Here is a 24,787-nt window from a genome sequence, read left to right as displayed (position 1 = left end):
AAGATGAAAGCCCGGGCGCGACAGCGGATGTCGCGGCAAGGCAAGCTCCCGCGCGCCGGGCGGCGAAGCTGCGGCAACAGCCCCGGAGGATGCCGATGGACCCCTATGCCCAGACCCGCCGCAAGATCGACCCCGCCCGGGGCGACCGTCTGGGCGACGGAACCCCCAATGACAATGACCGGGTGGAGATCGGCCCGACCCAGCTTGCCTTTGCCGAATGGGCGGCGGCGGGTCTGGCGCTGCCCGACCTTGACCGGATGCGGCGCTATCGCTGGCAGCGGCTGACCGCGGCGCTGGTCGAGCGCGATATCGGCGGGCTTTTGATGTTCGACCCGCTGAACATCCGCTATGCCACCGACACCACCAATATGCAGCTCTGGAACAGCCACAACCCGTTCCGCGCCTGCCTGCTCTGCGCCGACGGCCATATGGTGATGTGGGAATACAAGAACTCGCCCTTTCTGGTGACGTTCAACCCTTTGGTGGCCGAACTGCGCTCGGGCGCGTCGTTCTTCTACAATGTCTGCGGCGATGCCACCGCGCAGGACGCCCGCGCCTTTGCCGCGCAGGTGACCGAGGTGATGGCGGCCCATGCGGGGATCAACAAACGGCTGGCGGTGGACAAGATCATGGTCCACGGCCTGCGTGCGCTGGAACGGGCGGGGTTCGAAGTGCTGGAGGGCGAGGTGGTGACCGAACGCAGCCGCGCCATCAAGGGGCCGGATGAGATTCTGGCGATGAAGGCCGCCCACCACGCCTGCGAAGCCGCGATTGCCGAGATGGAGGCGTTTACCCGCGAAGCCGTGCCCGGCGGCGGCGTCAGCGAGGATGACATCTGGGCCGAACTGCACAAGGGCAACATCCGGCGCGGCGGCGAGTGGATCGAGACCCGGTTGCTCGCCTCCGGCCCGCGCACCAACCCCTGGTTTCAGGAATGCGGGCCGCGGATTGTGCAGAACAATGAAATCGTGGCCTTCGACACCGACCTGATCGGCGCCTACGGTATCTGCATCGACATCAGCCGGACATGGTGGGTGGGCGACGGGCACCCGACCAATGCGATGATTTCCGCCATGCACCACGCCCGCGACCATATCGACACCAATATGGCCATGCTGAAACCCGGCGTGACCATCCGCGAGCTGACCCATGGCGGCCACCAGTTGGACGCGCAATATTGGAAGCAGAAATATTCCTGCAAGATGCATGGGGTGGGCCTGTGCGACGAATGGCCCTTCGTGCCCTATCCTGACGCCTGGGTGGACGGCGCCTTCGAGGTGGCGTTGCAGCCGGGCATGGTCCTCTGCGTCGAGGCGCTGGTTTCGCCCGAGGGTGGCGATTTCTCGATCAAGCTGGAGGATCAGGTGCTGATCACCGAAACGGGGTTTGAGAACCTGACGCGCTATCCGTTTGACCCCCGGCTGATGGGGTAACCGGGCCGGTCAGTCTGCAGTCCAGACAGTCAAATCGGCCAAAAGGCCCAGATGGTCCGAACCAAGGTGCGGGCGCAATGCAACGGCACCGCCGCCGGGGGCCATGACATGGTCAATCGGCAGGGTCAGAAGTCGGCCAAACTCGGGAAAGCTGCCACGGACCGGACCGGCGGCAGTGACCCGGGCTGCGCGCCTCACCTCGGCCAAGGCATGCGACCATGGCACCATGTTGAAATCACCCGCGATCGCCACGGGGCCTTCCAGCGCCTTGATCACCGGAAGCACGACCGCCAGATGTGCCGCCTGACCATAGGGCCATGGCCAGCTCAGATGCACCGACACCAGCCAGATGCGCCCCTGCGGCGCCTGCACCTGCAGGGCGGCCAGACCCTTGGCGCAAGTCTCGGTGCCCGGAACCGGCGGCAGCCGCGTCAGCACGGCCAGACCACCCACCGTTGACACCGGGCACATCACCTGATGCGGCAAGATATCGGCCAGATCGGCCAACACCACCCAGTTCGGCGCAGACACCTCTTGCAAGGTCACCACATCGGGCACGGCAGCGCGGATATCGGCCACCAGCGCAGGCAGGGCATCGTTGCGAAACAGCATGTTCTTCTGATAAAGCCGCAACGCACCCGGGGTGGCTGGCAACTGATAGGCCGCAAGCAGCGGTGCCCCTGCCGCCAGCGCCGCGATCAGCCCCACCGCCCCTGAACGGCGCGCGCCAAGGGCCAGACCAAGCACCGCAACCAGCGCCAACAGCGCCGTGACCTGGGCGCGGAACACCGCAAGAGAGTCCCCCGCCGGGTGCAACGCCCCAAGGAACCCCGCCACCAGAGCCAGCAACAGGGTCAGCCCGGTCAACCCCAGTCCCCATCTTGCGACCGTCATCGCCACCTGACCCTTGTATCTCTGTGTCAATTCGCCTGATGGCACCTGCTGGGCACGCAGTTGCCTCAACTCTTGCAGCGCAGCGACGTGCAGTCTAAGGGGGGCACCAACGCCCGACAAGTCAGAGGTCCCGATGATCCCGCGCTATTCCCGCCCCGAGATGGTTGCCCTCTGGTCGCCCGAGGCCCGCTTCCGCATCTGGTTCGAGATCGAGGCCCATGCCTGTGATGCGCAGGCGGCTCTTGGCGTGATCCCCAAGGCCAATGCCGAAGCGGTCTGGCGGGCGAAGGATGTCACCTTTGACGTGGCCCGGATTGATGAGATCGAGGCCGTCACCAAGCATGACGTCATCGCCTTCCTCACCCATCTGGCCGAGCATATCGGCGCCGATGACGCCCGCTTTGTCCATCAGGGCATGACCTCTTCCGATGTGCTGGACACCACGCTGAACATTCAGCTTGTCCGAGCCTGTGACCTTTTGCTGGCCGCGATGGACCGGGTTCTGGCTGCGCTCAAGACCCGTGCCTATGAGCATAAGGACACCGTCCGCATCGGCCGCAGCCATGGCATCCATGCCGAGCCGACCACGATGGGCCTGACCTTTGCCCGCTTCTATGCCGAAATGGCGCGGGGCCGGGCCCGTCTGGTCAATGCCCGGGCCGAGATTGCCACCGGGGCGATTTCCGGCGCCGTCGGCACCTTTGCCAATATCGACCCCGCCGTCGAAGAGCATGTCTGCAAGATGCTGGGCCTGACGCCCGAGCCGATCAGCACGCAGGTCATTCCGCGCGACCGTCATGCGATGTTCTTTGCCACGCTGGGGGTCATTGCCTCCTCGATCGAGAATATCGCCATCGAAATCCGCCACATGCAGCGGACCGAAGTGCTTGAGGCGGAAGAATTCTTCAGCCCCGGGCAGAAGGGGTCTTCGGCCATGCCGCACAAGCGCAACCCGGTGCTGACCGAAAACCTGACCGGGCTCGCCCGGCTGGTGCGCATGTCGGTCACCCCGGCGCTGGAGAATGTGGCGCTTTGGCATGAGCGCGATATCAGCCATTCCTCGGTCGAGCGTGCCATCGGGCCGGACACCACGATCACGCTGGATTTCGCGCTGCACCGGCTGGCGGGTGTGGTGGAAAAGTTGGTGATCTATCCCGAGAACATGTTGAAGAACATGAACAAGTTCAAAGGGCTGGTCATGTCGCAGCGGGTGCTTCTGGCGCTGACCCAGGCCGGTGTCAGCCGCGAAGACAGCTATCGCCTTGTGCAGCGCAACGCGATGAAGGTCTGGGAGAAGGGCGCCGATTTCAAGACCGAGCTTCTGGCCGACCCGGAGGTGACCGCCGCCCTGTCGCCCGCCGAGATCGAGGAGAAGTTCGACCTTGGCTATCACACCAAGCATGTCGATACGATCTTTGCCCGGGTGTTCGGTGCCTGATCACGGGTCTGTGAGCATCGGATTGCCGCCATCGCTGCTAGGCTGATGCCAGATGCGATGGAGGCCCCGATGCGACGGATTGCCCTTGCCCTCTTGCTGCTGCCGCTCTCTGCCACGGCGCAAGAGCAATCGACCCCGCGCGGCAGCGATTGCGAGACGCCGACCTGTGCCACCGGCACGCTCTATAATCCCGGCACCAAGACCTGCGAGCCGGTGTCGAGCTAAGGTGCTGTTAACCCCGCCCTGACAGTCTGACCTTCGGAAGAATCGGAGGCGGCAATGGCAGGCGAACAGGCTTTGGCACGGATCACCCCGGCAAAGCGGGCGCTGGCGGCCCTGCCCCCGCCCCCTGCCAAGCGCGGGCTGACCGCGCGGGAAAAGGCGGCGGTCATCGTGCGGTTTCTGCTGGCCGAGGGGGCGCAGATCCCGCTGTCGAAGCTGCCCGACCACATGCAGGCCGCACTGACCGAACAGATGGCCCATATGCGGCTGGTGGACCGCGCCACGCTGGGGCAGGTGGTGGATGAATTCCTGAACGAGCTGGAGCAGGTCGGGCTGGCCTTCCCCGGCGGCATCGAAGGTGCCTTGCAGGTGATGGATGGCCATATCTCGGCCACCGCCGCCAGCCGGCTGCGCCGCCTTGCCGGGGCATCGGCCAAGGTGGACCCCTGGGATAGGCTGACATCTTTGCCCGCCGAACGGTTGCTGCCGGTTCTGGAAGAGGAAAGCGCCGAGGTGGCGGCGGTGATGCTGTCCAAGCTTCCGGTGGCCAAATCAGCGGAACTCTTGGGGAAATTGCCGGGAGACCGGGCGCGGCGGGTGGCCTATGCCGTGTCGATGACCGGCAATGTCGATCCTGAAACGGTGCGGCGGATCGGGCTGTCGCTGGCCGCGCAACTGGATGCGCAGCCGCCCCGTGCCTTTGACTCCGGCCCGGTGGAACGGGTGGGGGCGATCCTCAACGTCTCTCCGGCGCTGACGCGCGAAGATGTGCTGAAAGGGCTTGAGATTGAGGACCGCGACTTTGCCGAGCTGGTGCGCAAGGCGATCTTCACCTTCGTTCATATCCCCGCCCGGGTGCAGCCGCGTGACGTGCCCAAAATCATCCGCATCGTCGAACAGCCGGTTCTGGTCACCGCCCTGACCGCCGCGCAGCACCATGAGGCGCAGGCGCGCACCGCCGAATTCCTGCTGGCAAACATGTCGCAGCGCATGGCGCAGGGCCTGCGCGAAGAGATGGCCGCCCGTGGCAAGGTGCGCGAGAAAGACGCGGAAGAGGCGATGTCCACCGTGGTCATGGCCGTGCGGCAGTTGGAAGGCGCGGGCGAACTGATCCTTGTGCAGGAGGAGGACTGACTATTCCGCCGCCACCCGGCGCGGTTTCAGCACATCCTTCAGATACCGCCCGGTATGGCTGCGCTCGACCTTGGCGACATCCTCGGGCGTGCCGACCGCGACAATCTCACCGCCGCCATCGCCCCCCTCGGGGCCGATGTCGATGATCCAGTCGGCGGTCTTCACCACGTCGAGGTTATGCTCGATCACCACCACTGTATTGCCCTGATCCACAAGGGAATGCAGCACTTCCAACAGCTTGCGCACATCTTCGAAATGCAGGCCGGTGGTCGGCTCGTCCAGGATATACAGCGTTCGCCCCGTCGCGCGGCGGCTGAGTTCCTTGGACAGCTTCACCCGCTGCGCCTCACCGCCCGAAAGCGTGGTCGCCTGCTGGCCCACCTTGATATAGCCAAGGCCCACCTCGCAAAGGGCGTCCATCTTCTCGCGGATGCTGGGCACCGCCTGAAAGAAGTCGCGCGCATCTTCGCAGGTCATGTCCAGCACATCGGCGATGCTGCGGTCCTTGAACTTCACCTCCAGCGTTTCGCGGTTATAGCGGTGGCCCTTGCAGGTTTCGCAGGTCACATAGACATCGGGCAGGAAGTGCATCTCGATCTTGATCACGCCATCGCCCTGACACGCCTCACACCGCCCGCCCTTGACGTTGAAGCTGAATCTGCCCGAGGCATAGCCGCGCGCCTTGGCTTCGGGCAGGCCGGCGAACCAGTCGCGGATATGGGTGAAGGCGCCGGTGTAGGTGGCCGGATTCGAGCGCGGGGTCCGCCCGATGGGCCGCTGGTCAATGTCGATCACTTTGTCCAGATGCTCGAACCCTTTGATCGTCTCGCAGGGCGCGGGCGTTTCATGCGCGCCGTTCAGCCGGGTCGCGGCGGTCTTGAACAGGGTCTCGATGGTCAGGGTCGATTTGCCGCCGCCCGAAACGCCGGTGACGCAGACGAACTTGCCCAAGGGAAACTCGGCCGTCACGTTTTTCAGGTTGTTGCCGGTGGCCTTGACCACCACCAGCTTCTTGCCATTGCCCTTGCGCCGGGTCTTCGGCACCGCAATCGCCCGGGCACCCGACAGGTATTGCCCGGTCAGGCTGGCCGGATCGGCGGCGACCTGCGCCGGTGTGCCATGGGAAACCACCTGCCCGCCATGCACCCCCGCCCCCGGTCCCATGTCGAACACATAATCCGCCTCGCGGATGGCATCCTCGTCATGCTCGACCACCAGCACCGAATTGCCTTGGTCGCGCAGGTTCTTCAGCGTGGTCAAGAGCCGGTCATTGTCGCGCTGATGCAGGCCGATGCTCGGCTCGTCCAGCACATAAAGCACGCCGGTCAGGCCGGAACCGATCTGGCTGGCCAGCCGGATACGCTGGCTTTCGCCGCCCGAAAGCGTGCCGGCATTGCGGCTCATCGTCAGATAGTCGAGACCGACATTCACAAGGAATCCAAGGCGTTCACGGATTTCCTTCAGGATGGCCCGGGCGATTTCGTTCTTCTGGTTGGTCAGGCTGTCGGGCACCGAACCGATCCAGTCATGCGCCTCGCGGATCGACATTTGCACCACATGGCCGACATGCAGCCCGGCAATCTTGACCGCCAGCGCCTCGGGGCGCAGACGGAAGCCTCCGCAACTGCCGCAGGGGCGGTTGTTCTGGAACCGCTCCATATCCTCGCGGCTCCAGGCGCTGTCCGTCTCGCGGTAGCGGCGCTCCATATTCGGGATCACGCCTTCGAACACCCGGGCCACCTGATAGATCCGCCCGCCCTCATCATAGCGGAAGGTGATCTCTTCGCCTTTGGACCCGTAAAGGAACAGATCCTTCACCTTCTCGGGCAGGTCCACCCATTTCGCTTTCTTGTCAAAGGCATAATGCTTGGACAGCGCCTCGATGGTCTGGGTGAAATAGGGGCTTTTCGACTTGGCCCAGGGGGCGATGGCGCCTTGCAGCAGGGTCAGGCCCTGATCGGGCACAACCAGCCGTTCGTCAAAGAACAACTCCATCCCCAGCCCGTCGCAGACCGGGCAGGCGCCGAAGGGGGCGTTGAAGGAAAACAGCCGTGGCTCGATTTCAGGAATGGTAAAGCCCGAGACGGGGCAGGCGAAATTCTCGGAATAGGTGATGCGGGCACCCTCGCCCTCGGCCGGGGCCGTCTCGATGATGGCGATGCCGTCGGCCAGGTTCAGCGCGGTGCGGAAACTGTCGGCCAGCCGGGTTTCAAGGCCCGGGCGCACCACGATGCGGTCCACCACCACGTCGATGTTGTGGCGGAATTTCTTGTCCAGCACCGGCGGCTCTTCCAGATCGTGGAAGGCGCCGTTGACCTTGACGCGCTGAAACCCCTGCTTGCGCAGGTCGAGGAACTCTTTCTTATATTCGCCCTTGCGGTCGCGGACGATGGGGGCCAGCAGATAGGCCCGCGTCCCCTCTTCCATCGCCATCACGGCATCGACCATGTCCTGCACCTGCATCGCGGTGATCGGCAGGCCGGTGGCGGGGGAATAGGGCGTGCCAACGCGGGCAAAGAGCAGCCGCAGATAGTCGTAAATCTCGGTCACCGTGCCCACGGTCGAGCGCGGGTTCTTCGATGTCGTTTTCTGTTCAATCGAAATCGCCGGGGACAGGCCCGAGATGTGGTCCACATCCGGCTTGCCCATCATGTCAAGGAACTGCCGGGCATAGGCCGACAGGCTTTCGACATAGCGGCGCTGCCCCTCGGCATAGATGGTGTCGAAAGCCAGCGAGGACTTGCCCGAGCCCGACAGCCCGGTGATGACCACGAACTGATCGCGCGGAATATCGACATCCACGCCCTTCAGATTATGCTCGCGCGCCCCGCGCACCTCGATGAACTTGTGTTCGGCCATGGTTACCCCCGCACTGGAAGCCAGATTTAGGGCGGTTGGGACGAGTCTCCAACCAGAAAATGTGAACTAAGAGTGAACATTCGCAGTCTTGTGTGGAAATTGCTGCGATCCGCGGCGTCCGGGCTTTACAAATTCACACTTAGGAATATATAGGCCGCACCCGAACAACGGAGCCAGCCATGTTCAACCTCTTCGGTGCCGCCAAACCGCGCCTGACCGCTGCCGATGCGGTAGCCGGACTTGCCAGCGGCGCGATTACCGTGATCGACTGCCGCGAAGCCAATGAGCTGCGGGCCTCGGGCACCGCAGAAGGCGGGCTGCATCTGCCGCTGGCGCTGATCGCGCTCAAGGCCGATCCGAAGGGCCCCGACCATGATGCGCGGCTTGATCCGGCGCGTCCGGTGGCGGTGTTCTGCGCTTCGGGCGGGCGGTCGGGCATGGCGGTGCAGGTGCTGCAACGGCTGGGCTATACCGCGCATAACATCGGCGGTTTCGGCGATTGGTGCGCGGCGGGCGGCCCCGTTACGCGCTAGCGCGGCGGCGGGCCTGCAGCGCGTGAATGGCAATGCCCAGCCCGGAAAAGCCCAGCACAAACAGCGCCAGCCCCGAGGCCCCCGCCTGCTCCACCAGAAAAGCAAGCAGCGGCGTGCCCGTCGTGGTGCCCAGATTGCCCAGTTGCGCAATCGCCCCGGCGGCGCCGGCGCGATCCTCGGGCCGGGGGTTCAGTTGCGGGATCGAGGCGAAACTTGCCCCCTGCACGATGCCCAACGCCGCCGCGACCACCAGCGCAAAACCCGCCTCGGCCGCCCCCTGCCCCCAGGCCAGCCAGAGGCCCAGCGCCCCCAGCACCGCCAGCGCGAACCCCGCCTGCACCAGCCGCACCGCAGGCATCCGCCCCAACAGCCAGACCCCCAGCGTCAGCGACACCGCGATAGAGACCAGCGGCATCGCCACGCCTATGAAGCCGCCCCACCCCGGGCTGGCCAGCCCCGGCAGCAGCGTCAGCACCGCGACATAAGTCACCGTATAGCAGACAAATCCCATGGCCGGCGCGGCGGTAAGGGGCGAGGCATAGATGGCAACATGCTGCGCCAGAAGCCCGCCCTGCCCCGGTTGCGCCGTCGCGCGCCGGTCTGTGGGCATCAGCGTGGCCAGCAGTGCCGCACAGCCCAGCATCCACAGCGCATGGGCCTGAAACAGCGCGCCCGCCCCTGCGGCTTCGATCAGTTTCGGCCCCAGCCAGAACAGAACCGCATAGGTCAGCCCGAAGAAGCTTGACCACAGCGTCATCGCCGCCCCCTGCCGCGCCGGCGGGGCGGTGGCGGCAATCGCCGTCGGCCCCACCACGACAATCGCCAGATGCGAGACGCCCTCCAGCACCCGCGTCAGCATCATCACCGGATAGGGCGGGAAAACCGACTGCACCAGCGAAACGGCAGCCCCCAGAACCAGCGCCGCCAGAATCGCCCGCCGTGGCCCGATCCGCGCCACCAGAAGCCCCGCCGTGGTGCCGAAGATCAGCCCCACCATGCCGACGACCGACACCATCAGCCCCAGCCAGACGCCTTCATACCCGGCATAGGCCGCGCCGAGCGACGGGTAAGCCACGGAAATCTTGCCAAATTGTGCTGCGGCGCCCAAGCCTGCCAGCCAGAGCGCCACAATCGTCAGACCCGCCTTCATCGCCGCCCCTTTTGCGCTGTCCCGCCGCAGCGGGGGTCCGGGGGCGGCAGGCCCCCGGCTGCGTCAGATATGCAGCGCGCGGCCGTAAGCGTCCAGCACCGCTTCGTGCATCATTTCCGAGAGGGTCGGATGCGGGAAGACCGTGTTCATCAAATCTTCCTCGGTGGTTTCCAGAGCGCGGCCAACGACATAGCCCTGAATCAGCTCGGTCACTTCGGCCCCGATCATATGGGCGCCCAGCAGCTCGCCGGTCTTGGCGTCGAACACCGTCTTGATGAAACCCTCAGCCTCGCCCAGCGCAATCGCCTTGCCGTTGCCGATGAAGGGGAAGCGGCCGACCTTGACCGTGAACCCGGCCTCCTTGGCCTTGGCTTCGGTCATGCCGACCGAGGCCACCTGCGGGTGGCAATAGGTGCAACCGGCAATGCTGCCCGGCTTGATCGGGTGCGGATGGCCGCCCGCGATATGCTCGGCCACCATCACGCCTTCATGGCTGGCCTTGTGGGCCAACCAAGGCGCCCCGGCGATGTCGCCGATGGCGTAAAGCCCCGGAACCCCGGTGCGGCAATATTCGTCGGTGATGACATGGGTGCGGTCGATCTTGACGCCCAGCGCCTCCAACCCCAGCCCTTCGACATTGCCGACGATGCCCACGGCGGAAATCACCGTATCAAATTCCTGCGTCGTGGTGCCCTTGGCATCTTCGAGATGCGCCACCACCTTGCCCGGGCTGCGGTCCAGCTTCTTGACCGTGGTCTTTTCGAGGATCTTCATCCCCTGCTTGACGAAAGCCTTCTTGGCAAAGGCCGAAACCTCGGCATCTTCCACCGGCAGCACGCGGTCCATCACCTCAACCACAGTGGTATCGGCGCCCAGCGTGTTGAAGAAGCTGGCAAATTCGATGCCGATGGCACCCGAGCCGATGACCAGCAGCTTTTTCGGCATCCGCTTGGGTTGCAGCGCGTGCTTGTAGGTCCAGACCAGATCGCCATCGGCCTCAAGCCCCGGCAGTTCGCGGGCGCGGGCGCCGGTCGCCAGAATGATCGCCTTGGCGGTCAGTTCCTCGGTCCCCTTGTCGGTCTTGACGCTGACCACGCCTTGTTTGGGCAGCGTGGCCGCGCCCATGAAGACGGTGACCTTGTTCTTCTTCATCAGATGGCCGATGCCGCCCGAAAGCTGCTTGGCCACCCCGCGCGAGCGGGCGACCACGGCATCCAGATCGAAGCTGGCGCCTTCCACCTTAAGGCCGAATTCCTTGGCGCGGTGCATCAGGTGGAACACTTCGGCGCTGCGCAGCAGGGCCTTGGTCGGGATACAGCCCCAGTTCAGGCAGATGCCACCCAGATGTTCGCGTTCCACGATGGCCACCTTCTGGCCCAACTGGCTGGCGCGGATCGCCGCCACATAGCCCCCGGGACCGGCCCCGATCACCACCACATCGAAATTCTGCGCCATGTTTTCCTCCCTCAAGAAAGTAGTTTGGCGTTAAACTATCTCATTCAATCCAGCAACAGTCTTGCCGCCGCGCCCCTATGCGCCGTTTGCATGGCTGGATTTCAGCGCCTCCACCTCGGCACGATAACCGCCTGCCGCCAGCCATTCCGCCTCTTGCGGCGTGTCGTCACGACCAAGGGCAGCGTTGCGGCCCGGGAAACGGCCAAAACGGGCGATGACCGCCTGATGCGCCCGGGCGTGCAGGGCCATTTCGGGCAGCGAGGGCACCCGCTCGGACAAAAGCTGCACCGCAAGGGCTTGATCGGCGGGGTCTTCGGAATGCTCGAAGGGCATATAGAAGAACTGCCGCTCCGGCTCGGGCGCCTCCATGTCCCAACCCTCGGCCACAGCCACCCGCGCCGCCGCCCGCGCCCGCGCATCGGTGGCAAAGGCCAGCGCGCTTCCCCGGTGCATGTTGCGCGCCAACTGGTCGCAGATCACCAGATAGGCCAGCGTGCCCGCCGGCCCATCGACCCAATGCTCGATCCCGCCGGCATGGGCGGCCTGCCAGATCGGCCCGAACCGGGTCTGGCATTCCAGATCCAGCACCTCGCCCCCGGCGTACCAGCCTTCGGGTCCAACCTCGCCCAGCCAGAAATCCAGAACCTCTACCGGGTCAGACATCGCCACCTCCACGCATTCAGGGCAACGTGGCAGGTTCGCCCCGTTACCGCAATCATTCCTTGTCCATCACCGCCCCCACGGCAAGGGACGAGGCATTGGGCGACAGCCCGGTAAAGCTGCCGGTCGATTTCGGCGCCCGCCGCCGCGTCATACGCCAGGCCGCGTAGCCCGCCAGCAGCGCAAACAGCGCCCCGATGAACAGGAAATAGCCCCGCGCGCCCACCTCGCCCATCAGCCAGCCGGTCACCAGCGGGCCAAAGATGGCGCCAAAGCCGTTGAGGAAGATCAGTCCGGCACTGGCTGCGGGCATCTGTTCTTTGCTCAGATAGTCATTGGTATGGGCAATCAGCAGCGAATAAAGCGGGTTGATGATCCCGCCCAGCACCAGCGCCACCACCAGCTCGACCGGGAAGGGAAACTTGATCGCCCCCGCCGTCAGCACCACCACCGCCGCCAGCGCCGAAAGCCACATCACCAGCGCGCGGCGGTCCATCCGGTCCGACATCCAGCCCACGGGGTATTGCAGCATCAGCCCGCCGATATAGAGCGCCGCCCCAAAGGCCGCGATCTGGCCAATGCTCAACCCGCTCTTGGCGCCCCAGACCGAGGCCATACCGAACATCGCGGCAAAGATCCCGCCCGTCAGCAGCATCCCCACGCAGCCCAGCGGCGAGATGATGAAAAGACGGCGAAAGCTCATCGCCTTGATGCTGTCAAAGGTCGGCGCCGGAGTATCGGCCAAGAGCAGCGGCATGAAGGCCAGCGAGACCAGAACCGACGGGATGATGAAAAGCCCGTATCCCGTGGGATCGCCCAGCGACAACAGCCCCTGACTGGCGATGATCCCCAGCATCTGCACGATCATATAGGCCGACAGCGCCCGCCCCCGGGTTTCATTGCTGGCCGTGTTGTTCAGCCAGCTTTCGGCCGTCACATAGATGCCCGAAAAGCAGAAGCCGATCAGCACCCGGAAGATCGACCAGGCATAAACGTCCAGCACCATCGGAAACAGGATCAGCACCGCCGAGATCATGGAGCCGAGCGCCGAGAACACCCGCACATGGCCGACCCGCCGGATCATCTCGGGCGCAAGACGCGAACCGCCGAGGAAGCCCACGAAATACGAGGACATGATCACCGACAGCTCGAAGGTGGTGAAGCCCTCATGCGCGCCCCGCACCCCCAGAAGCGAGCCCTGCACCCCGTTGCCCACCATCAACAGCATGACCCCCAGCAACAGGGGCCAGGATTGGGCCAGAACTTTCAGCATCCTGCGGTCCTCATTCGTTTTCGCGCATCGTAGCAATGCCCGCGCAACCTGCCCAGACCGATTGCGACCGAAGGCCGATTTGCACGCCCTGCCCCGGCGGCGGACCGGGGCCAGCCCCGGACCCCGGAGTATTTCAAAAGGTGCAAATGCAGGACCGCCGCACTTGCATTTGCACCTTTCGAAATACTCCCGCCGGAGGCTGCCGACCTTTCCGCCGCGCGGCGTCAGGGGATCAGCAGCGAGGCATCGCCATAGGAAAAGAAGCGGTAGCCTGCCGCAATGGCATGGGCATAAATCCTGTCCACCCGATCCTTGCCCATCAACGCCGAGACCAGCATCAGCAGCGTCGATTTCGGCAGGTGGAAATTGGTCATCAGCGCATCGGTCACATGAAAGCGGAAACCGGGGTAGATGAAGATGTCCGTCGGTCCTTCCCAGGCTTCGGCCCGGCCCGAGCGGGCGGCAGTTTCGATCAGCCGCAGCGCGGTGGTGCCGACCGGAATGACCCGGCCCCCGGCAGCGCGGGTGGCGTTGATTTCTTCGGCGGCACGCGGGCTGACATGGCCCCATTCGGCATGCATCCGGTGGGTGGTCACATCCTCGACCTTGACCGGCAGGAAGGTGCCCGCGCCGACATGCAGGGTGACTTCGGTGAACTGCACGCCCTTGGCCGCCAGCGCCGCCAGCAATTCGGCATCGAAGTGAAGCGAGGCGGTGGGCGCCGCAACAGCCCCGGCATGGCGGGCAAAGACGGTCTGGTAATCGGTCTTGTCCGCCTCGTCCGCCGGGCGTTTGGCGGCGATATAGGGCGGCAGCGGCATCGCCCCCGCCGCATTCAGCGCCGCGTCGAAATCGGGGCCGCTCAGGTTGAACTCCAGATGCAGGTCGGTTTCGGATTTGGCGGTGACCGTGGCGGAAAGCTGATCGGAGAAGACGATCGCCTCGCCCGGGTTGACCTTGCGCAGCGGCTTGGCCAAGGCACGCCAGCCGGCGGCAGCGGGCTCCAGCAGGGTGAGCTCCACCTTTGCCACCGCTTCGCCCCGCGTCCGGCTGCCAAAGAGCCGCGCCGGGATCACCCGGGTATTGTTCAGCACCAGCCGGTCGCCGGGCCGGAACACATCGACCAGGTCGCGCACATGCAGGTCGCGGATGCTGTCACCCTCGGCCAGAAGCAGCCTTGCGGCGCTGCGGGGCTTGGCGGGCCTTGTGGCGATCAGCGCCTCGGGCAGGTCAAAGTCGAAATCGGACAGTTTCATGGCTTGGGTTCTCCCAGAACCGGCGGCGGGCGGCGGAAAATCTCGCGGAACATGCCGGGGGTCAGGATCGACAGCGGGTTCACATCGACCTCAGGGTCTTTCGAGGTGCCGCGCAGTGAAAAGTTGAAGCCGAACACGCCCTCGCCCCGTTTGGTCAGGAGCGCGCCGATGCCGTTCAGCATGTAGATCGGGGAAATCACCCCCTCCATCGCCAGCCTGCCCGAGCCGGTCTGATAGACCCCCGCCATCGAAACCCCCAGCGAGGCGCCGATGGCCGAGCCGCGGCTGATCTGCACCGCCCCGGGGGTCAGCAGGAACTCGCCATCCACCTCGTTGAAGACGATGCCTTCGCCGCTCAACTGTTCCAGAAGGCCGACCACGCTGATCGCGTTCAGCATCTCGGCCAGAACATTGGTGCCGCGCACCCGCACCGACTGAATGCGCGCCTGCCCGTCATAGCTGCCCTTGTCGTCGCGCGGCACCAGCAGCACCGAAAGCTTGCCGCCGACGGCGCTGGCAAAGACGCCGGCATCGCGCAGCACCGCCCCGGCCTCGTCCGAGGTCAGGCGCACCGCGGTTCCCCGGGGCGCCGGCGCGACCGAGCCGCGCACCGCAGCACCACCATTCACCCGGGCGGTGAAATCGCCCTTCATGCCGCGCGCCATCTGGAATGTGCCGCGAAACCCCGTCAGCGCCACCGTATCGGCCACCGTCAGCCGGTCCAGCGTCAGCGACAGCGGCCCGCCCCCCACGCCCGAGCCCTTGCGGGCCGAAGCGGGCGGCATCCGCCGCATGTCCACCCGGCCGCTGGTCATTGCCAGCTCCACCGGGCGGCCCGCACCGCGACCGCGGATTTCAACCGCGCCTTGCAGCCAGTCGTTCAAGGTCACCGTTTCAAACCGTGCAAGGTCCAGCCCGCCCCCCTGCCGCAGCGATACGGTGCCCTGCGCCTTCAGCCCCGCTGCGGCCAGTGACAGGCTTTCGACCCGGGGCGGCGTGGCAAGCAGCACCTGCGCTTCAAGGCGGCCGGTGCTGGCCGCAGGTTTTGACCAGCCCAGATCGGGCAGCGACAGCCCGACCCGGTTCAGGTCCGACACCAGCCGCAACCGCCCCGGCTGGCCCTTGACCAGATCAATCCCGACCTGCGCCTGCCCCTGACCCGAAACCATGCCGGACGGCAGGCCCAGCCCGAATTCCTCGGCCACCGCCTGCGACAGGGCCACCTGACCCTCGATCCGCGCCTTGCCCTTCTGATCCGGCGCAAAGCTCTGGCTGTAGGTGGCATCGAAGGGCACATTGCCCAAAAGGCCCGGCCCGGAAATCGTCAGCCCTTCGGGATTGGCCGCCACCGTCAGCAGGGGCGCGGTGACGATGCGGCCCGTGACCAGCTTGTCAGAGCGAAAGGCGCTGACGGTGCCCGCCACGTCATAATCGACATCCGACAGCAGGATCTTCTTTTGCAGCGGCAGCGACAGCCGCGTCTTGATCCGCGCCTCGCCCTCGCCCAGATCGACCGGGCGGTCGGCCTTGGTCATGAAGGTGAAGGGCGGCTGGTCCAACAGCGACAGCGCCGCCGTCAGGCTGGATTGCGTGGTCAGGGTGATTTCGCCGCGCGCCGGTTTCTGCGTGATGTCGGGCACCCGCATGACCGAGCCGGAAACGTCGATCTGCCCACCCTCGGGCGGCGTCACCCGGCCGCGCGACAGAACCACGGTGTAGACCAACCCGTCGATGGTGGAATAGCCATAGCCGTCATGGATCGGCGGCAGGGTGGGGATAAAGCGCACCTCAGTCTGTTCAAAGCTATAGCCCAGATGCAGCCGCGGCTCTTGCCCCGGATTGATGCGCAGCGCCGCCTCGACGTCAAAAAGCTTGCCCTTCAGGATGTTCTTCGCCACCCAGTCGCGGGTGCGCGGCAAAAGCGTGACCGGCCAAAGCGCCACCAGCCGGTCATGCGCGATCTGGTTCAGGCGCAGATCGACCGCCGCGCTCCAGCCTTTGGCATCGGCGCCGACCCGCCCTGTCGCCGTCAGCCGCTGCGCCGCTTCGGCCAGCGACAACTGGCCGATTTCCACGCTGAACGGATTCAGCCGCAGCCGCAGGTCCAGCGCCCCGTCGGAAAAGCGCACCGGCTCCTGAAACAGCCCCTCGGGGTCGATGGTGACCTCGCGGAAGCGGATCTGCGTCAGAAAGCTTTCCGGCAGCGTCCCGCCCAGTGGCCCGGCCATCCGCTGACCATCGGCGGCCATCAGATAGGTCTGTCCCTCGGCGGTCAGCCTCAGAGAGGGGCTTTGCACCGCCAGATCGCTCAGGATGACCCGGCCGCTGGCGGCATCATAATTCATCGCCAGCGTGGCGCGGTCAAAGGCGATGGGGGCGGCGGCGGGGGTGGGACGCAACGCGCCCTGCCCGATCTGCAACGCCGCCTCCAGCCCGCGCACCCCTTCGGTGCCCAGCTCTGCCGAGAACCGGCCGGAAATCGCCGCGTCCAGAATGCCCAGCGGCGCCAGCAGCGGCGCCTGCACCGCCAGATCCTGCGCCGCCACGCCATCGACCGTTGCCGTGATCCGCGCGCTGTCGGTCGCCTTTTGCGAAATGGCCAGCACTCCCACCCGGCCCGCCTGCCCCGGCACCCCGCCAAGCAGGGTCAGGCTCAGATCGGCGGCCAGCGCATCGGGGCGGTTTTCCACCGTCAGGCGACCGTCGCCCACCTCCCAGGTGCGGCCGCTGCGCTCATCCGTCAGGCTGAGGGTCAGGGCCTCGGCCTCGATCCGGGTCAGGCTGGCGGCGGCGGGCTGCGCCAAGAGGGCATCGGCCATGTCGAAAAGCTGCGCGAAACTCTCGATCCGCGGCATCGCCGCCTCGCCGCCGAAGGCAAAGTCGTAATTGCCCTGCCGGTCGCGCCGGATCGCCAGCCGCGCGCCGGAAAGCGTCAGCGCCCGCACCCCCAGCCGCGCCCGCAGAAGCGCGCCCGGGTCCAGCTCCATCCTGAGATCGGGCAGCGAGACCAGCGCCGAACCGTCCGCCTTCAGGAGCCGCAGATCCTCCAGCGCCAGCCGCGGCACCCAATCGGCATCGACCACCACATCCAGCCCGCCGATCGACAGCGAAACCCCCGGCATCGTCGGTTCCAGCGCCCGGTTCAGCCGCGCCTCGACCTCGGCCACCGCCCAGACCGGCAGGGCAATCGGACGTCCCGACAGGCCATAGACCCCGACCGCGACCAGAAGCGCCAGCGTCAGCAGAACCAGCCGCCCGGCCAGCCCGGTGCCCCGCCGGCGCCGGTGCTTGCGCGGCATGGGCGCGGGGGCCTCGGCCGCCGCTTGCGGCGACCCTGCCGCCGCCTCCTGCCCTGTGCTGCCGTCTTCCATGCACCCTTCCGCTTTGCCCGCGCCAAGCTCTGGCGCGGGCTTGCCTTTATCTTTGCCGAAAGGCAACTAGATCGCCAAGGGTCACCCACCCCAAGGCAAGGAGCCGCCCATGATCGCCGAAGGTCAGCCCGCCCCCGATTTCACCCTGCCCCGCGATGGCGGCGGCACTGTCACCCTGTCGTCGCTGCGGCCGCAGCCGGTGGTCCTCTTCACCTATGGCAAGGATGGCACCCCCACCTGCACGAATGAGGTGATGGAGTTCAATGCGCTGGCCGATGCCTTCCGCGCCGCGGGCGCGGTGGTGCTGGGCCTGTCGAAAGACCCGGTGAAGACGCATGACCGTTTCATCGCCAAACAGGGCATCACCCTGCCGCTTTTGTCCGACCATGGCGGCAGCGTGATGGAGCAATGGGGCAGCCACGGCGAAAAGCTGTTCTTCGGCAAGATGGTGACGGGCGTGCTGCGCACGACCTTCCTGATCGGCGGCGACGGGATCGTGCGGAAAATCTGGAAGGTGGACAAGGTCAAGGGCCATGCCGCCGAGGTTCTTTCGGCGCTGGCAGGTTAAGGCCAAGTTCCTTGGAAGGAACTTGCAAATTCCTTCCAAGGAATTTGCAATTTTCCTCCAGGAAAATTGTGGCGCGTCCCGGAGGGCGGCATGAAGACACTTGCAGAGATGGCGGTCGAGGTGCTGACCACCGCCGATGGCCGCGCCAAGACCGCCTTGGGCCGGGCCCATGCCGCCGCATGGTTTGCGGCGCGTGCGGCGGGCGCGCCGCTGCCCATCGGGCGGGCCATGCCGCCGCTGCACCCGGCGCGGCCGGACCAGCCCGAACTCCTGTCGCCGCGCGACGTGCCGCGCCGCCGCCCCGGCAGCCCGCAGGGCCGCATCGCCCTCTTGCACGCCGTCGCCCATATCGAGCTGAACGCCGTCGATCTGCACTGGGACATCATCGCGCGCTTCACCGATCATCCGATGCCTTTGGGCTTTTACGACGACTGGGTGAAGGCCGCCGATGACGAGGCCAAGCATTTCAACCTGATGTGCGACTGTCTTGAGGCGATGGGCAGCCATTATGGCGCCCTGCCCGCCCATGCCGGCATGTGGCGCGCCGCCGAGGATACGGTGGATGACCTTCCCGGGCGTCTTGCCGTGGTGCCGATGGTGCTTGAGGCGCGGGGCCTCGACGTGACCCCGGGCATGATCGAGATTTTCGCCAAGGCCGGAGAGACCGGCGCCCTTGCCGCGTTGCAGGTGATCTATGCCGAAGAGGTGGCCCATGTCGCCTATGGTTCAAAATGGTTCAACTGGCTTTGCGGCCGGGCAGGCGATGACCCCAAGGAGGCGTTCCACACGCTTGTCCGACGCTATTTCCATGGCGCCCTGAAACCGCCCTTCAACGAAGAGAAGCGCGCCGAGGCCGGTCTGCCGCCCGATTTCTACTGGCCGCTGGCCGATGGTGCCCCGCAGGACGGCTGATCCGGCGGAAACGGATTTCCGGGGTGAACCCGCCATTTTCGGCAGATTCCCGCCGATACCCCCCGGTTCCGGCGGGGCTTTGCCAGCCCATTCTTCAAATTTGTTGCAGCCGCTCCGACCGCACCGTAAGCAATGGGCGGCCCCGGGGAAGGGTCGTCCAGCCACTCACAGACCGGAACCGCGCCTCGTGCTGACCCGCATCGCCTATCGGATCCATGCCACGCTTGAGCGGTATTTTCCCGAACAGCGGCTTTTCCTGAAATCCGATACCGAAACGCGCTTCATCCGGCTGCGCCCCGCGACCCAGGCGATTGCCGTGGTGGTGGGTGGGCTTGCGCTGGCCTGGACCATCCTTGCCACCGCCATCCTGATGTTCGACTCGATCTCGGCAGGCACCTCGCGCGATCAGGTCGCGCGCCAGCAGGCGCTTTATGAACAGCGGCTGACGGCCCTGTCCGAAGACCGCGACGCCCGGGTGGAAGAGGCGGTCAGCGCGCAGGAACGCTTCAACCTTGCCCTTGCGCAGGTCAGCGCGATGCAGGCCCGGCTTCTCGCCTCGGAAGACCGCCGGCGCGAGCTTGAGACCGGCATCGACGTGATCCAGTCCACCCTGCGCCGCACCATTCAGGAGCGCGATCAGGCCCGGGCCGAAGCTTCGGCGGTGCTGGCCAGCGCCGGAACCGGCGTGACCGAGGCGGGCCGCGCCCGCGACGCCGCCGCCACCGTCGATTTCCTGACCGAACGTCTGGGCTCCACCGCCGAAGAGCGCGACCTGATGGAAGGCGCCGCGATGAAGGCCGCCGAACGCGCCGACATTATCGCCGCCGACAAGAAGGCACTGGAACAGCGCAATGTGGTGATCTTCACCCAGTTGGAAGAGGCGCTGACGGTTTCGGTCGAGCCGTTGGAAAAGATGTTCCGCGATGCGGGCCTGTCGCCCGACGACCTTCTGACTTCGGTCCGCAAAGGCTATTCCGGGCAGGGCGGGCCTTTGACGCCGATCACGCTTTCAACCAAGGGCCAGCCGCCCAGCCTTGAAGAGATGCGCGCCAATGCCATCCTCAAGGGTCTGGACGAGATGAACCTTTACCGCATCGCCGCCTTCAAGACGCCCTTTGCCATGCCGGTGAAGACCGCCTTCCGCTGGACTTCCGGCTTTGGCTATCGCAATGACCCCAAGGGCGCGGGCACCCGCAAGCATGAGGGTGTCGATATGGCCGGCAGCTATGGTGCCCCGATCTATGCCACCGCTGACGGGGTTGTGACCCATGCCGGATGGGAAAACGGCTATGGTCGGTTGATCAAGATTCAGCACGCCTTCGGCCTTGAAACCCGCTACGGCCATCTTTCGCAGATCAGGGTCGAGGTGGGCCAAAGGGTCTCGCGCGGCGAGCGGATCGGTGATATGGGCAATTCGGGCCGCTCGACCGGCACACATCTTCACTACGAGGTCCGCATCGGCGGGGCCGCCGTCAATCCGATGACCTTCATAAAGGCAGCGAACAATGTTTTCTAAGAGCCGCATCAACGAACCCGGTCCCAAGCAGGGCGAAACCGACAAACCCAAGACCCCGGAGGCTGGCGGCGTGACGAGCAAACCGACGATGGATTTCACCTCTGCCGCTCCCAAGGGCAAGGTCGCGGCTTCGGTCCTGTCGGCCGACCTGACCGTGGTGGGCAATCTGCGCACCACCGGCGACATTCAGGTGGAGGGCACCGTCGAGGGTGACATCCGCGCCCATCTCCTGACCGTGGGCGAAACCGCCACCATCCGGGGCGAGATCGTGGCCGATGATATCGTCGTCAACGGCCGGGTGATCGGCCGGGTGCGCGGGCTGAAGGTGCGGCTGACCTCGACCGCCAAGGTCGAAGGCGACATCATCCACAAGACCATCGCCATTGAATCTGGCGCGCATTTCGAAGGCTCGGTACAGCGTCAGGACGACCCGCTTGCCACCGGCCGCACCGCCGTTCCGCCGGCCGCAGGCCGTGTCGTGGCCCCGGCCGTCGCCGGTGAAGAACCCTGAGGCAAAGCGTCTTCGGCTGATGAAACGGGCGCCCCATGGGCGCCCTTTTTCATGGCGGCTTGACCGCCCCATCCCACCCCGGCATCGTCAGATCACGGAGGATGCCGCATGACCACCCCAGCCGAGACGCCACCCGTGCTTCTGTCCGGGGGGAACCCGCAGATCGCCAAGGGTCATGGCGAGGCGCCGGTGCGCGCTTATATCGCCGCCATGCCCGGCTGGAAAAGCGATGTCGGGCAGCGGCTGGATGCGCTGATCACGGCCACGGTGCCGGGGCTGCACAAGGCCGTCAAATGGAACAACCCGCTTTATGGCCTGAATGACAGGGAATGGTTCCTGTCATTCCGCTGCTATACCCGCCGGGTCAACCTTGCCTTCTTTCGCGGTGCGGCCCTGATGCCGGTGCCGCCGGGCCCCTCGCGCCAGCCCGAGGTGCGCTATTTCGACATCCACGAAGGGGAGCCGCTGGACGAGGCGCTGCTGACGGATTGGATTCTTCAGGCCAGCCGCCTGCCCGGGGTCCGGCTCTAGCTTTCCCAGCCGATCGCGCGGCGATAGAGGTGCCAACTGGCATGGCCCAGAATGGGCAGCGCGGCAAAGAGGCCGAAGAACAGCGTCGCCATGCCGGCAAAGAGCATCACCGCAATCACCAGCCCCCAACCCAGCATCACCACCGGGCTTTCCCTGACCACCCCAAACGAAGTCAGCATGGCGGTGACGAAATCCACCTCGCGGTCCAGAAGCATCGGCAGGCTGACCACGGTCAGGCTGAACAAAAGCGTGGCAAAACCTGCCCCCACCACGCTGCCCACCGCCAGCATGGTCAGCCCCTGAGACGAGGTGAAGACCGCCAGCGACGAGGTGACATTGGTCAGCGTCGCATTGCCCAGAAACAGCGCAAAGATCATATGGGCCAGAAAATTCCAGAACAGGAAGAACACCACCACAATGGCTGCCATCGAGGGGATCTGCCGGTCCTTCTGTCGAAAGATCACGCCGAAAATCTCATGCCGGTTCAGGGGAATGCCCTGCTCCAGCCGCCGCGACACTTCGTAAAGGCCGCAGGCGATGAACGGGCCAAGAATGGGAAACCCCGCCCCGGCGGGCAGGGTCCACCAAAGCTGCCCCTTGGCCATGATGGCCCAGGTCACCAGCCAGCCGCCCGCGACATAGAAACAGGCGAAGAACAGCCCGTAATGCGGCGCCCGCAGGAAATCCCGCCAGCCTTTGCGCAGCGCATGGGTGATGTCGGACCATTCGACATGCAGAATCTCGGGCCTGTCCGCCGCGCGTGCTTCCATCCTGTCCTCCCTTTTCGGCAAAGCCTATGCGGGGAATAGAGGTTTGAAAAAGATGTATTTTCGCAGCGGCGTTCAGCCCAGCGCGTAACCCGCGCCGCGCACCGTGCGCAGCGGGTCATCGCCGCCCTGCGCCATCAGCGCCTTGCGCAGCCGCCCGATATGCACGTCCACCGTGCGGGTATCGACATAAATGTCGCGCCCCCAGACCCGATCCAGCAACTGATCGCGCGAAAACACCCGGCCGGGCTTTTCCAAGAAGGTCGCCAGCAGCCGGAACTCGGTCGGGCCCAGCTTGAGCTGCGACGCCCCGCGCGTGACGCGGTGGGTTTCCGGGTCCAGCCGGATATCGCCCCATTCCAGCACGATCCCGATGGTCGAGGGCCGCACCCGGCGCAGATGCGCCTTGAGCCGCGCCATCAGTTCAACCACGGAATAGGGCTTGATCACATAATCATCGGCGCCGGTTTCCAGGCCGCGGACCTTGTCCACCTCTTCGGACCGGGCCGACAGCATGATCACCGGAATGTTGCGCGTCTCGGGGCGCAGTTTCAGGCGGCGGCACACCTCAAGCCCCGAGACATGCGGCATCATCCAGTCCAGCAGGATCAGGTCGGGCGGGGTATCGGCCACCGCCTCAAGTGCCTCTTCGCCGTTGGAAGCCTGCGCCACCTCGAAACCCTCGGCCTCCAGATTGTAGGCCAGAACCTCGCGTTGGGCGGGCTCATCCTCGACCAGCAGCACAAGCGGACGCGGATCGGCCATCTCAGCCCTGCCCGCCCGTCGAAAGCCCGTCCTGCGTGAGGTCGGCCTTGGGCCGCGCCTCGCCCGGCAGGGCGCCGGTGGTCAGATAGATCACTTGTTCGGCGATGGTGGTGGCGTGGTCGCCCACCCGCTCGATGTTCTTGGCGATGAAATGCAGGTGCATACAGGCGGAAATGTTACGCGGATCTTCCAGCATGAAGGTCAGGAATTCGCGGAACAGCGCGTTATACATCTGGTCCACTTCATGGTCACGCTGGCGCACATCCTCGGCCAGACCCGGATCGCGGGCGATGAAGGCATCCAACGCGTCCTTGAGCAGAAGCCCCACCTGCCGCGCCAGACGGCGGATAGAACCGGCCGCTCCCGGGATCGGCGTCATGGTGCCAAGGAGGAGCGAGCGTTTGGCCAGATTCTTGGCATAATCGCCGCAGCGTTCAAGGCTGGAGGCAATCTTCATCACCGTCAGCACGGTGCGCAGATCGCCCGCGATGGGGCCGCGCAGCGCGATAAGCCGGGCGCATTCGGTGTTGACGTCGCTTTCCAGCGCATCAATCGCCGCATCGCCACGACGCACCTGTTCGGCAAGCGCCTCGTCCTGGGTTTCCAGCGCCTTGGCGGCATCGGCGAGGGCAGCTTCGACAAGGCCGCCCATCTTCATGATCATCGCCTGAACGGATTCAAGATCGCGGTCGAAGGCCCGCAGGATGTGCTGGTCATTGAGCATGTTCGCCTCCGTCAGCCGATCCGGCCGGTGATATAGGATTCCGTCCGCGGGTCGCGCGGATTGGTGAAAATCTGCGAGGTCTCGCCGAATTCCACCAGATTGCCGAGGTGGAAGAAAGCGGTCTTCTGGCTGACCCGGGCGGCCTGCTGCATCGAATGGGTAACGATCACCACCGAAAACTGGCTGCGCAGCTCGTCGATCAGCTCTTCGACCTGTGCCGTGGCGATTGGGTCAAGGGCCGAGCAGGGTTCGTCCATCAACAGCACTTCGGGGCTGGTGGCAATGGCGCGGGCGATGCAGAGGCGTTGTTGCTGGCCACCCGACAGGCCGGTACCCGGCGCGTGCAGACGGTCCTTCACCTCATTCCAGAGCGCCGCCTTGCGCAGGCAGCTTTCCACGACCTGATCCAGTTCCGCCTTGTTGCGGGTCAGACCGTGGATCTTGGGGCCATAGGCCACATTGTCATAGATCGACTTGGGGAAGGGGTTCGGCTTCTGGAACACCATGCCGATCTTGGCGCGCAACTGCACCGGATCGACACGGGGGTCATAGATGTCTTCGCCTTCCAGCGTGATCTTGCCTTCGACGCGACACGAGGCAATCGTGTCGTTCATCCGGTTCAGGCAGCGCAGGAAGGTGGATTTGCCGCAGCCCGACGGGCCGATGAAGGCGGTCACCGTCTTGTCGAGGATATCGACATCGACATCCTTGATCGCATGGTTGGTGCCGTAGAACACCTGCGCCTTGCGGGCTTCGATCTTGACGGTCTGAACGTCCACGCGAGTCTCCATAACGAGGTCTTTCATTTTGGCACC

The 24,787-nt window shown here is 65.4% G+C and carries 22 protein-coding genes; 10 read left to right on the top strand and 12 right to left on the bottom strand.

The genetic code is table 11. The features are described from left to right. Positions 1 to 95 precede the first annotated feature (95 nt). A complete protein-coding gene (dddP, locus tag HS053_RS04320) occupies positions 96 to 1,433 on the top strand; it encodes a dimethylsulfonioproprionate lyase DddP (RefSeq protein WP_174209975.1) in 1,338 nt (445 codons plus the stop codon). 9 nt (positions 1,434 to 1,442) lie between these two features. Here dddP and HS053_RS04315 read toward each other — a convergent pair whose 3' ends face one another. Further along, positions 1,443 to 2,327 carry an endonuclease/exonuclease/phosphatase family protein gene (locus HS053_RS04315; protein ID WP_174209974.1) on the bottom strand — a complete coding sequence of 295 codons (885 nt, stop codon included), beginning with the start codon at positions 2,325 to 2,327 and terminating at the stop codon, positions 1,443 to 1,445. Between the two features lie 133 nt (positions 2,328 to 2,460). Between HS053_RS04315 and purB the strand changes: the two genes are divergently transcribed. From purB to HS053_RS04300, 3 genes are all read left to right on the top strand, one after another. After that, positions 2,461 to 3,765: an adenylosuccinate lyase gene (gene purB / locus HS053_RS04310; protein WP_174209973.1), complete on the top strand. Its 1,305-nt coding sequence runs from the start codon at positions 2,461 to 2,463 to the stop codon at positions 3,763 to 3,765. Positions 3,766 to 3,834: 69 nt separating this feature from the next. After that, positions 3,835 to 3,990, top strand: a complete 156-nt coding sequence (locus HS053_RS04305; protein WP_174209972.1) for a hypothetical protein — start codon at positions 3,835 to 3,837, stop codon at positions 3,988 to 3,990. 54 nt (positions 3,991 to 4,044) lie between these two features. Further along, positions 4,045 to 5,121, top strand: a complete 1,077-nt coding sequence (locus HS053_RS04300; RefSeq protein ID WP_174209971.1) for a flagellar motor switch protein FliG — start codon at positions 4,045 to 4,047, stop codon at positions 5,119 to 5,121. Here HS053_RS04300 and uvrA read toward each other — a convergent pair whose 3' ends face one another. Beyond that, positions 5,122 to 7,980, bottom strand: a complete 2,859-nt coding sequence (uvrA, locus tag HS053_RS04295; protein ID WP_174209970.1) for an excinuclease ABC subunit UvrA — start codon at positions 7,978 to 7,980, stop codon at positions 5,122 to 5,124. It abuts the gene before it with no gap. A 179-nt stretch (positions 7,981 to 8,159) separates the two neighbouring features. Here uvrA and HS053_RS04290 point away from each other — a divergent pair, with 179 nt between their 5' ends. Next, complete coding sequence (locus HS053_RS04290; RefSeq protein ID WP_174209969.1) at positions 8,160 to 8,513, top strand: rhodanese-like domain-containing protein; 354 nt, start codon at positions 8,160 to 8,162, stop codon at positions 8,511 to 8,513. On the opposite strand, the gene HS053_RS04285 is transcribed toward HS053_RS04290, so the two are convergent. The 6 genes from HS053_RS04285 to HS053_RS04260 all read right to left on the bottom strand — a co-directional run bounded on the left by HS053_RS04285 (position 8,503) and on the right by HS053_RS04260 (position 17,678). Beyond that, positions 8,503 to 9,663: an MFS transporter gene (locus HS053_RS04285; RefSeq protein WP_174209968.1), complete on the bottom strand. Its 1,161-nt coding sequence runs from the start codon at positions 9,661 to 9,663 to the stop codon at positions 8,503 to 8,505. The genes HS053_RS04290 and HS053_RS04285 overlap by 11 nt on opposite strands. A gap of 63 nt (positions 9,664 to 9,726) precedes the next feature. Continuing rightward, on the bottom strand, positions 9,727 to 11,118 hold the full coding sequence (gene lpdA, locus HS053_RS04280; RefSeq protein ID WP_174209967.1) for a dihydrolipoyl dehydrogenase: 1,392 nt from the start codon (positions 11,116 to 11,118) through the stop codon (positions 9,727 to 9,729). A 75-nt stretch (positions 11,119 to 11,193) separates the two neighbouring features. Beyond that, positions 11,194 to 11,781 (bottom strand): DUF924 family protein, encoded by a 588-nt coding sequence (locus HS053_RS04275; RefSeq protein ID WP_174209966.1) that lies wholly within the window; start codon positions 11,779 to 11,781, stop codon positions 11,194 to 11,196. Positions 11,782 to 11,833: 52 nt separating this feature from the next. Then, the gene (locus tag HS053_RS04270) at positions 11,834 to 13,051 is read right to left on the bottom strand and encodes an MFS transporter (RefSeq protein ID WP_174209965.1); all 1,218 of its coding nucleotides are present in this window, start codon (positions 13,049 to 13,051) and stop codon (positions 11,834 to 11,836) included. Between the two features lie 224 nt (positions 13,052 to 13,275). After that, positions 13,276 to 14,307: a tRNA preQ1(34) S-adenosylmethionine ribosyltransferase-isomerase QueA gene (queA, locus tag HS053_RS04265; protein WP_174209964.1), complete on the bottom strand. Its 1,032-nt coding sequence runs from the start codon at positions 14,305 to 14,307 to the stop codon at positions 13,276 to 13,278. After that, positions 14,304 to 17,678, bottom strand: a complete 3,375-nt coding sequence (locus HS053_RS04260; RefSeq protein WP_241699743.1) for a YhdP family protein — start codon at positions 17,676 to 17,678, stop codon at positions 14,304 to 14,306. The genes queA and HS053_RS04260 overlap by 4 nt, the downstream gene beginning before the upstream one ends. 109 nt (positions 17,679 to 17,787) lie before the next feature. Here HS053_RS04260 and HS053_RS04255 point away from each other — a divergent pair, with 109 nt between their 5' ends. The 5 genes from HS053_RS04255 to HS053_RS04235 all read left to right on the top strand — a co-directional run bounded on the left by HS053_RS04255 (position 17,788) and on the right by HS053_RS04235 (position 21,716). Further along, complete coding sequence (locus tag HS053_RS04255; RefSeq protein ID WP_174209963.1) at positions 17,788 to 18,246, top strand: peroxiredoxin; 459 nt, start codon at positions 17,788 to 17,790, stop codon at positions 18,244 to 18,246. A 90-nt stretch (positions 18,247 to 18,336) separates the two neighbouring features. After that, positions 18,337 to 19,158 (top strand): ferritin-like domain-containing protein, encoded by an 822-nt coding sequence (locus tag HS053_RS04250; RefSeq protein ID WP_174209962.1) that lies wholly within the window; start codon positions 18,337 to 18,339, stop codon positions 19,156 to 19,158. Positions 19,159 to 19,345: 187 nt separating this feature from the next. Then, complete coding sequence (locus HS053_RS04245) at positions 19,346 to 20,674, top strand: DUF5930 domain-containing protein (RefSeq protein ID WP_174209961.1); 1,329 nt, start codon at positions 19,346 to 19,348, stop codon at positions 20,672 to 20,674. Continuing rightward, entirely contained in the window at positions 20,664 to 21,185 is a 522-nt protein-coding gene (locus HS053_RS04240; RefSeq protein WP_174209960.1) for a bactofilin family protein, read from the top strand. Before HS053_RS04245 ends, HS053_RS04240 begins: the two co-directional genes overlap by 11 nt. 108 nt (positions 21,186 to 21,293) lie before the next feature. Continuing rightward, positions 21,294 to 21,716, top strand: a complete 423-nt coding sequence (locus HS053_RS04235) for a DUF1801 domain-containing protein (protein WP_174209959.1) — start codon at positions 21,294 to 21,296, stop codon at positions 21,714 to 21,716. On the opposite strand, the gene HS053_RS04230 is transcribed toward HS053_RS04235, so the two are convergent. The 4 genes from HS053_RS04230 to pstB form a co-directional block, all read right to left on the bottom strand. After that, entirely contained in the window at positions 21,713 to 22,486 is a 774-nt protein-coding gene (locus HS053_RS04230; protein ID WP_174209958.1) for a DUF2189 domain-containing protein, read from the bottom strand. The genes HS053_RS04235 and HS053_RS04230 overlap by 4 nt on opposite strands. Before the next feature lie 72 nt (positions 22,487 to 22,558). Continuing rightward, entirely contained in the window at positions 22,559 to 23,248 is a 690-nt protein-coding gene (gene phoB, locus HS053_RS04225; protein ID WP_174209957.1) for a phosphate regulon transcriptional regulator PhoB, read from the bottom strand. 1 nt (position 23,249) lies between these two features. Beyond that, complete coding sequence (gene phoU, locus HS053_RS04220) at positions 23,250 to 23,972, bottom strand: phosphate signaling complex protein PhoU (protein ID WP_174209956.1); 723 nt, start codon at positions 23,970 to 23,972, stop codon at positions 23,250 to 23,252. 11 nt (positions 23,973 to 23,983) lie between these two features. Next, entirely contained in the window at positions 23,984 to 24,778 is a 795-nt protein-coding gene (gene pstB / locus HS053_RS04215; RefSeq protein WP_174209955.1) for a phosphate ABC transporter ATP-binding protein PstB, read from the bottom strand. Positions 24,779 to 24,787: the final 9 nt, after the last annotated feature.

This window comes from Tabrizicola fusiformis (assembly GCF_013328815.1).
In the GTDB taxonomy this organism is placed as follows: Bacteria; Pseudomonadota; Alphaproteobacteria; order Rhodobacterales; family Rhodobacteraceae; genus Fuscibacter.
Note: the sequence above shows the minus strand (reverse complement) of the source record. Positions and strands in the feature narration are given on the sequence as shown.

Excerpts from the sequence above, each read along its gene's own strand:
- dddP (WP_174209975.1), top strand. The coding sequence starts at position 96 with ATGGACCCCTATGCCCAGACCCGCCGCAAGATCGACCCCGCCCGGGGC.
- HS053_RS04315 (WP_174209974.1), bottom strand. The coding sequence starts at position 2,327 with ATGACGGTCGCAAGATGGGGACTGGGGTTGACCGGGCTGACCCTGTTG.
- purB (WP_174209973.1), top strand. The coding sequence starts at position 2,461 with ATGATCCCGCGCTATTCCCGCCCCGAGATGGTTGCCCTCTGGTCGCCC.
- HS053_RS04305 (WP_174209972.1), top strand. The coding sequence starts at position 3,835 with ATGCGACGGATTGCCCTTGCCCTCTTGCTGCTGCCGCTCTCTGCCACG.
- HS053_RS04300 (WP_174209971.1), top strand. The coding sequence starts at position 4,045 with ATGGCAGGCGAACAGGCTTTGGCACGGATCACCCCGGCAAAGCGGGCG.
- uvrA (WP_174209970.1), bottom strand. The coding sequence starts at position 7,980 with ATGGCCGAACACAAGTTCATCGAGGTGCGCGGGGCGCGCGAGCATAAT.
- HS053_RS04290 (WP_174209969.1), top strand. The coding sequence starts at position 8,160 with ATGTTCAACCTCTTCGGTGCCGCCAAACCGCGCCTGACCGCTGCCGAT.
- HS053_RS04285 (WP_174209968.1), bottom strand. The coding sequence starts at position 9,663 with ATGAAGGCGGGTCTGACGATTGTGGCGCTCTGGCTGGCAGGCTTGGGC.
- lpdA (WP_174209967.1), bottom strand. The coding sequence starts at position 11,118 with ATGGCGCAGAATTTCGATGTGGTGGTGATCGGGGCCGGTCCCGGGGGC.
- HS053_RS04275 (WP_174209966.1), bottom strand. The coding sequence starts at position 11,781 with ATGTCTGACCCGGTAGAGGTTCTGGATTTCTGGCTGGGCGAGGTTGGA.
- HS053_RS04270 (WP_174209965.1), bottom strand. The coding sequence starts at position 13,051 with ATGCTGAAAGTTCTGGCCCAATCCTGGCCCCTGTTGCTGGGGGTCATG.
- queA (WP_174209964.1), bottom strand. The coding sequence starts at position 14,307 with ATGAAACTGTCCGATTTCGACTTTGACCTGCCCGAGGCGCTGATCGCC.
- HS053_RS04260 (WP_241699743.1), bottom strand. The coding sequence starts at position 17,678 with ATGGAAGACGGCAGCACAGGGCAGGAGGCGGCGGCAGGGTCGCCGCAA.
- HS053_RS04255 (WP_174209963.1), top strand. The coding sequence starts at position 17,788 with ATGATCGCCGAAGGTCAGCCCGCCCCCGATTTCACCCTGCCCCGCGAT.
- HS053_RS04250 (WP_174209962.1), top strand. The coding sequence starts at position 18,337 with ATGAAGACACTTGCAGAGATGGCGGTCGAGGTGCTGACCACCGCCGAT.
- HS053_RS04240 (WP_174209960.1), top strand. The coding sequence starts at position 20,664 with ATGTTTTCTAAGAGCCGCATCAACGAACCCGGTCCCAAGCAGGGCGAA.
- HS053_RS04235 (WP_174209959.1), top strand. The coding sequence starts at position 21,294 with ATGACCACCCCAGCCGAGACGCCACCCGTGCTTCTGTCCGGGGGGAAC.
- HS053_RS04230 (WP_174209958.1), bottom strand. The coding sequence starts at position 22,486 with ATGGAAGCACGCGCGGCGGACAGGCCCGAGATTCTGCATGTCGAATGG.
- phoB (WP_174209957.1), bottom strand. The coding sequence starts at position 23,248 with ATGGCCGATCCGCGTCCGCTTGTGCTGCTGGTCGAGGATGAGCCCGCC.
- phoU (WP_174209956.1), bottom strand. The coding sequence starts at position 23,972 with ATGCTCAATGACCAGCACATCCTGCGGGCCTTCGACCGCGATCTTGAA.
- pstB (WP_174209955.1), bottom strand. The coding sequence starts at position 24,778 with ATGAAAGACCTCGTTATGGAGACTCGCGTGGACGTTCAGACCGTCAAG.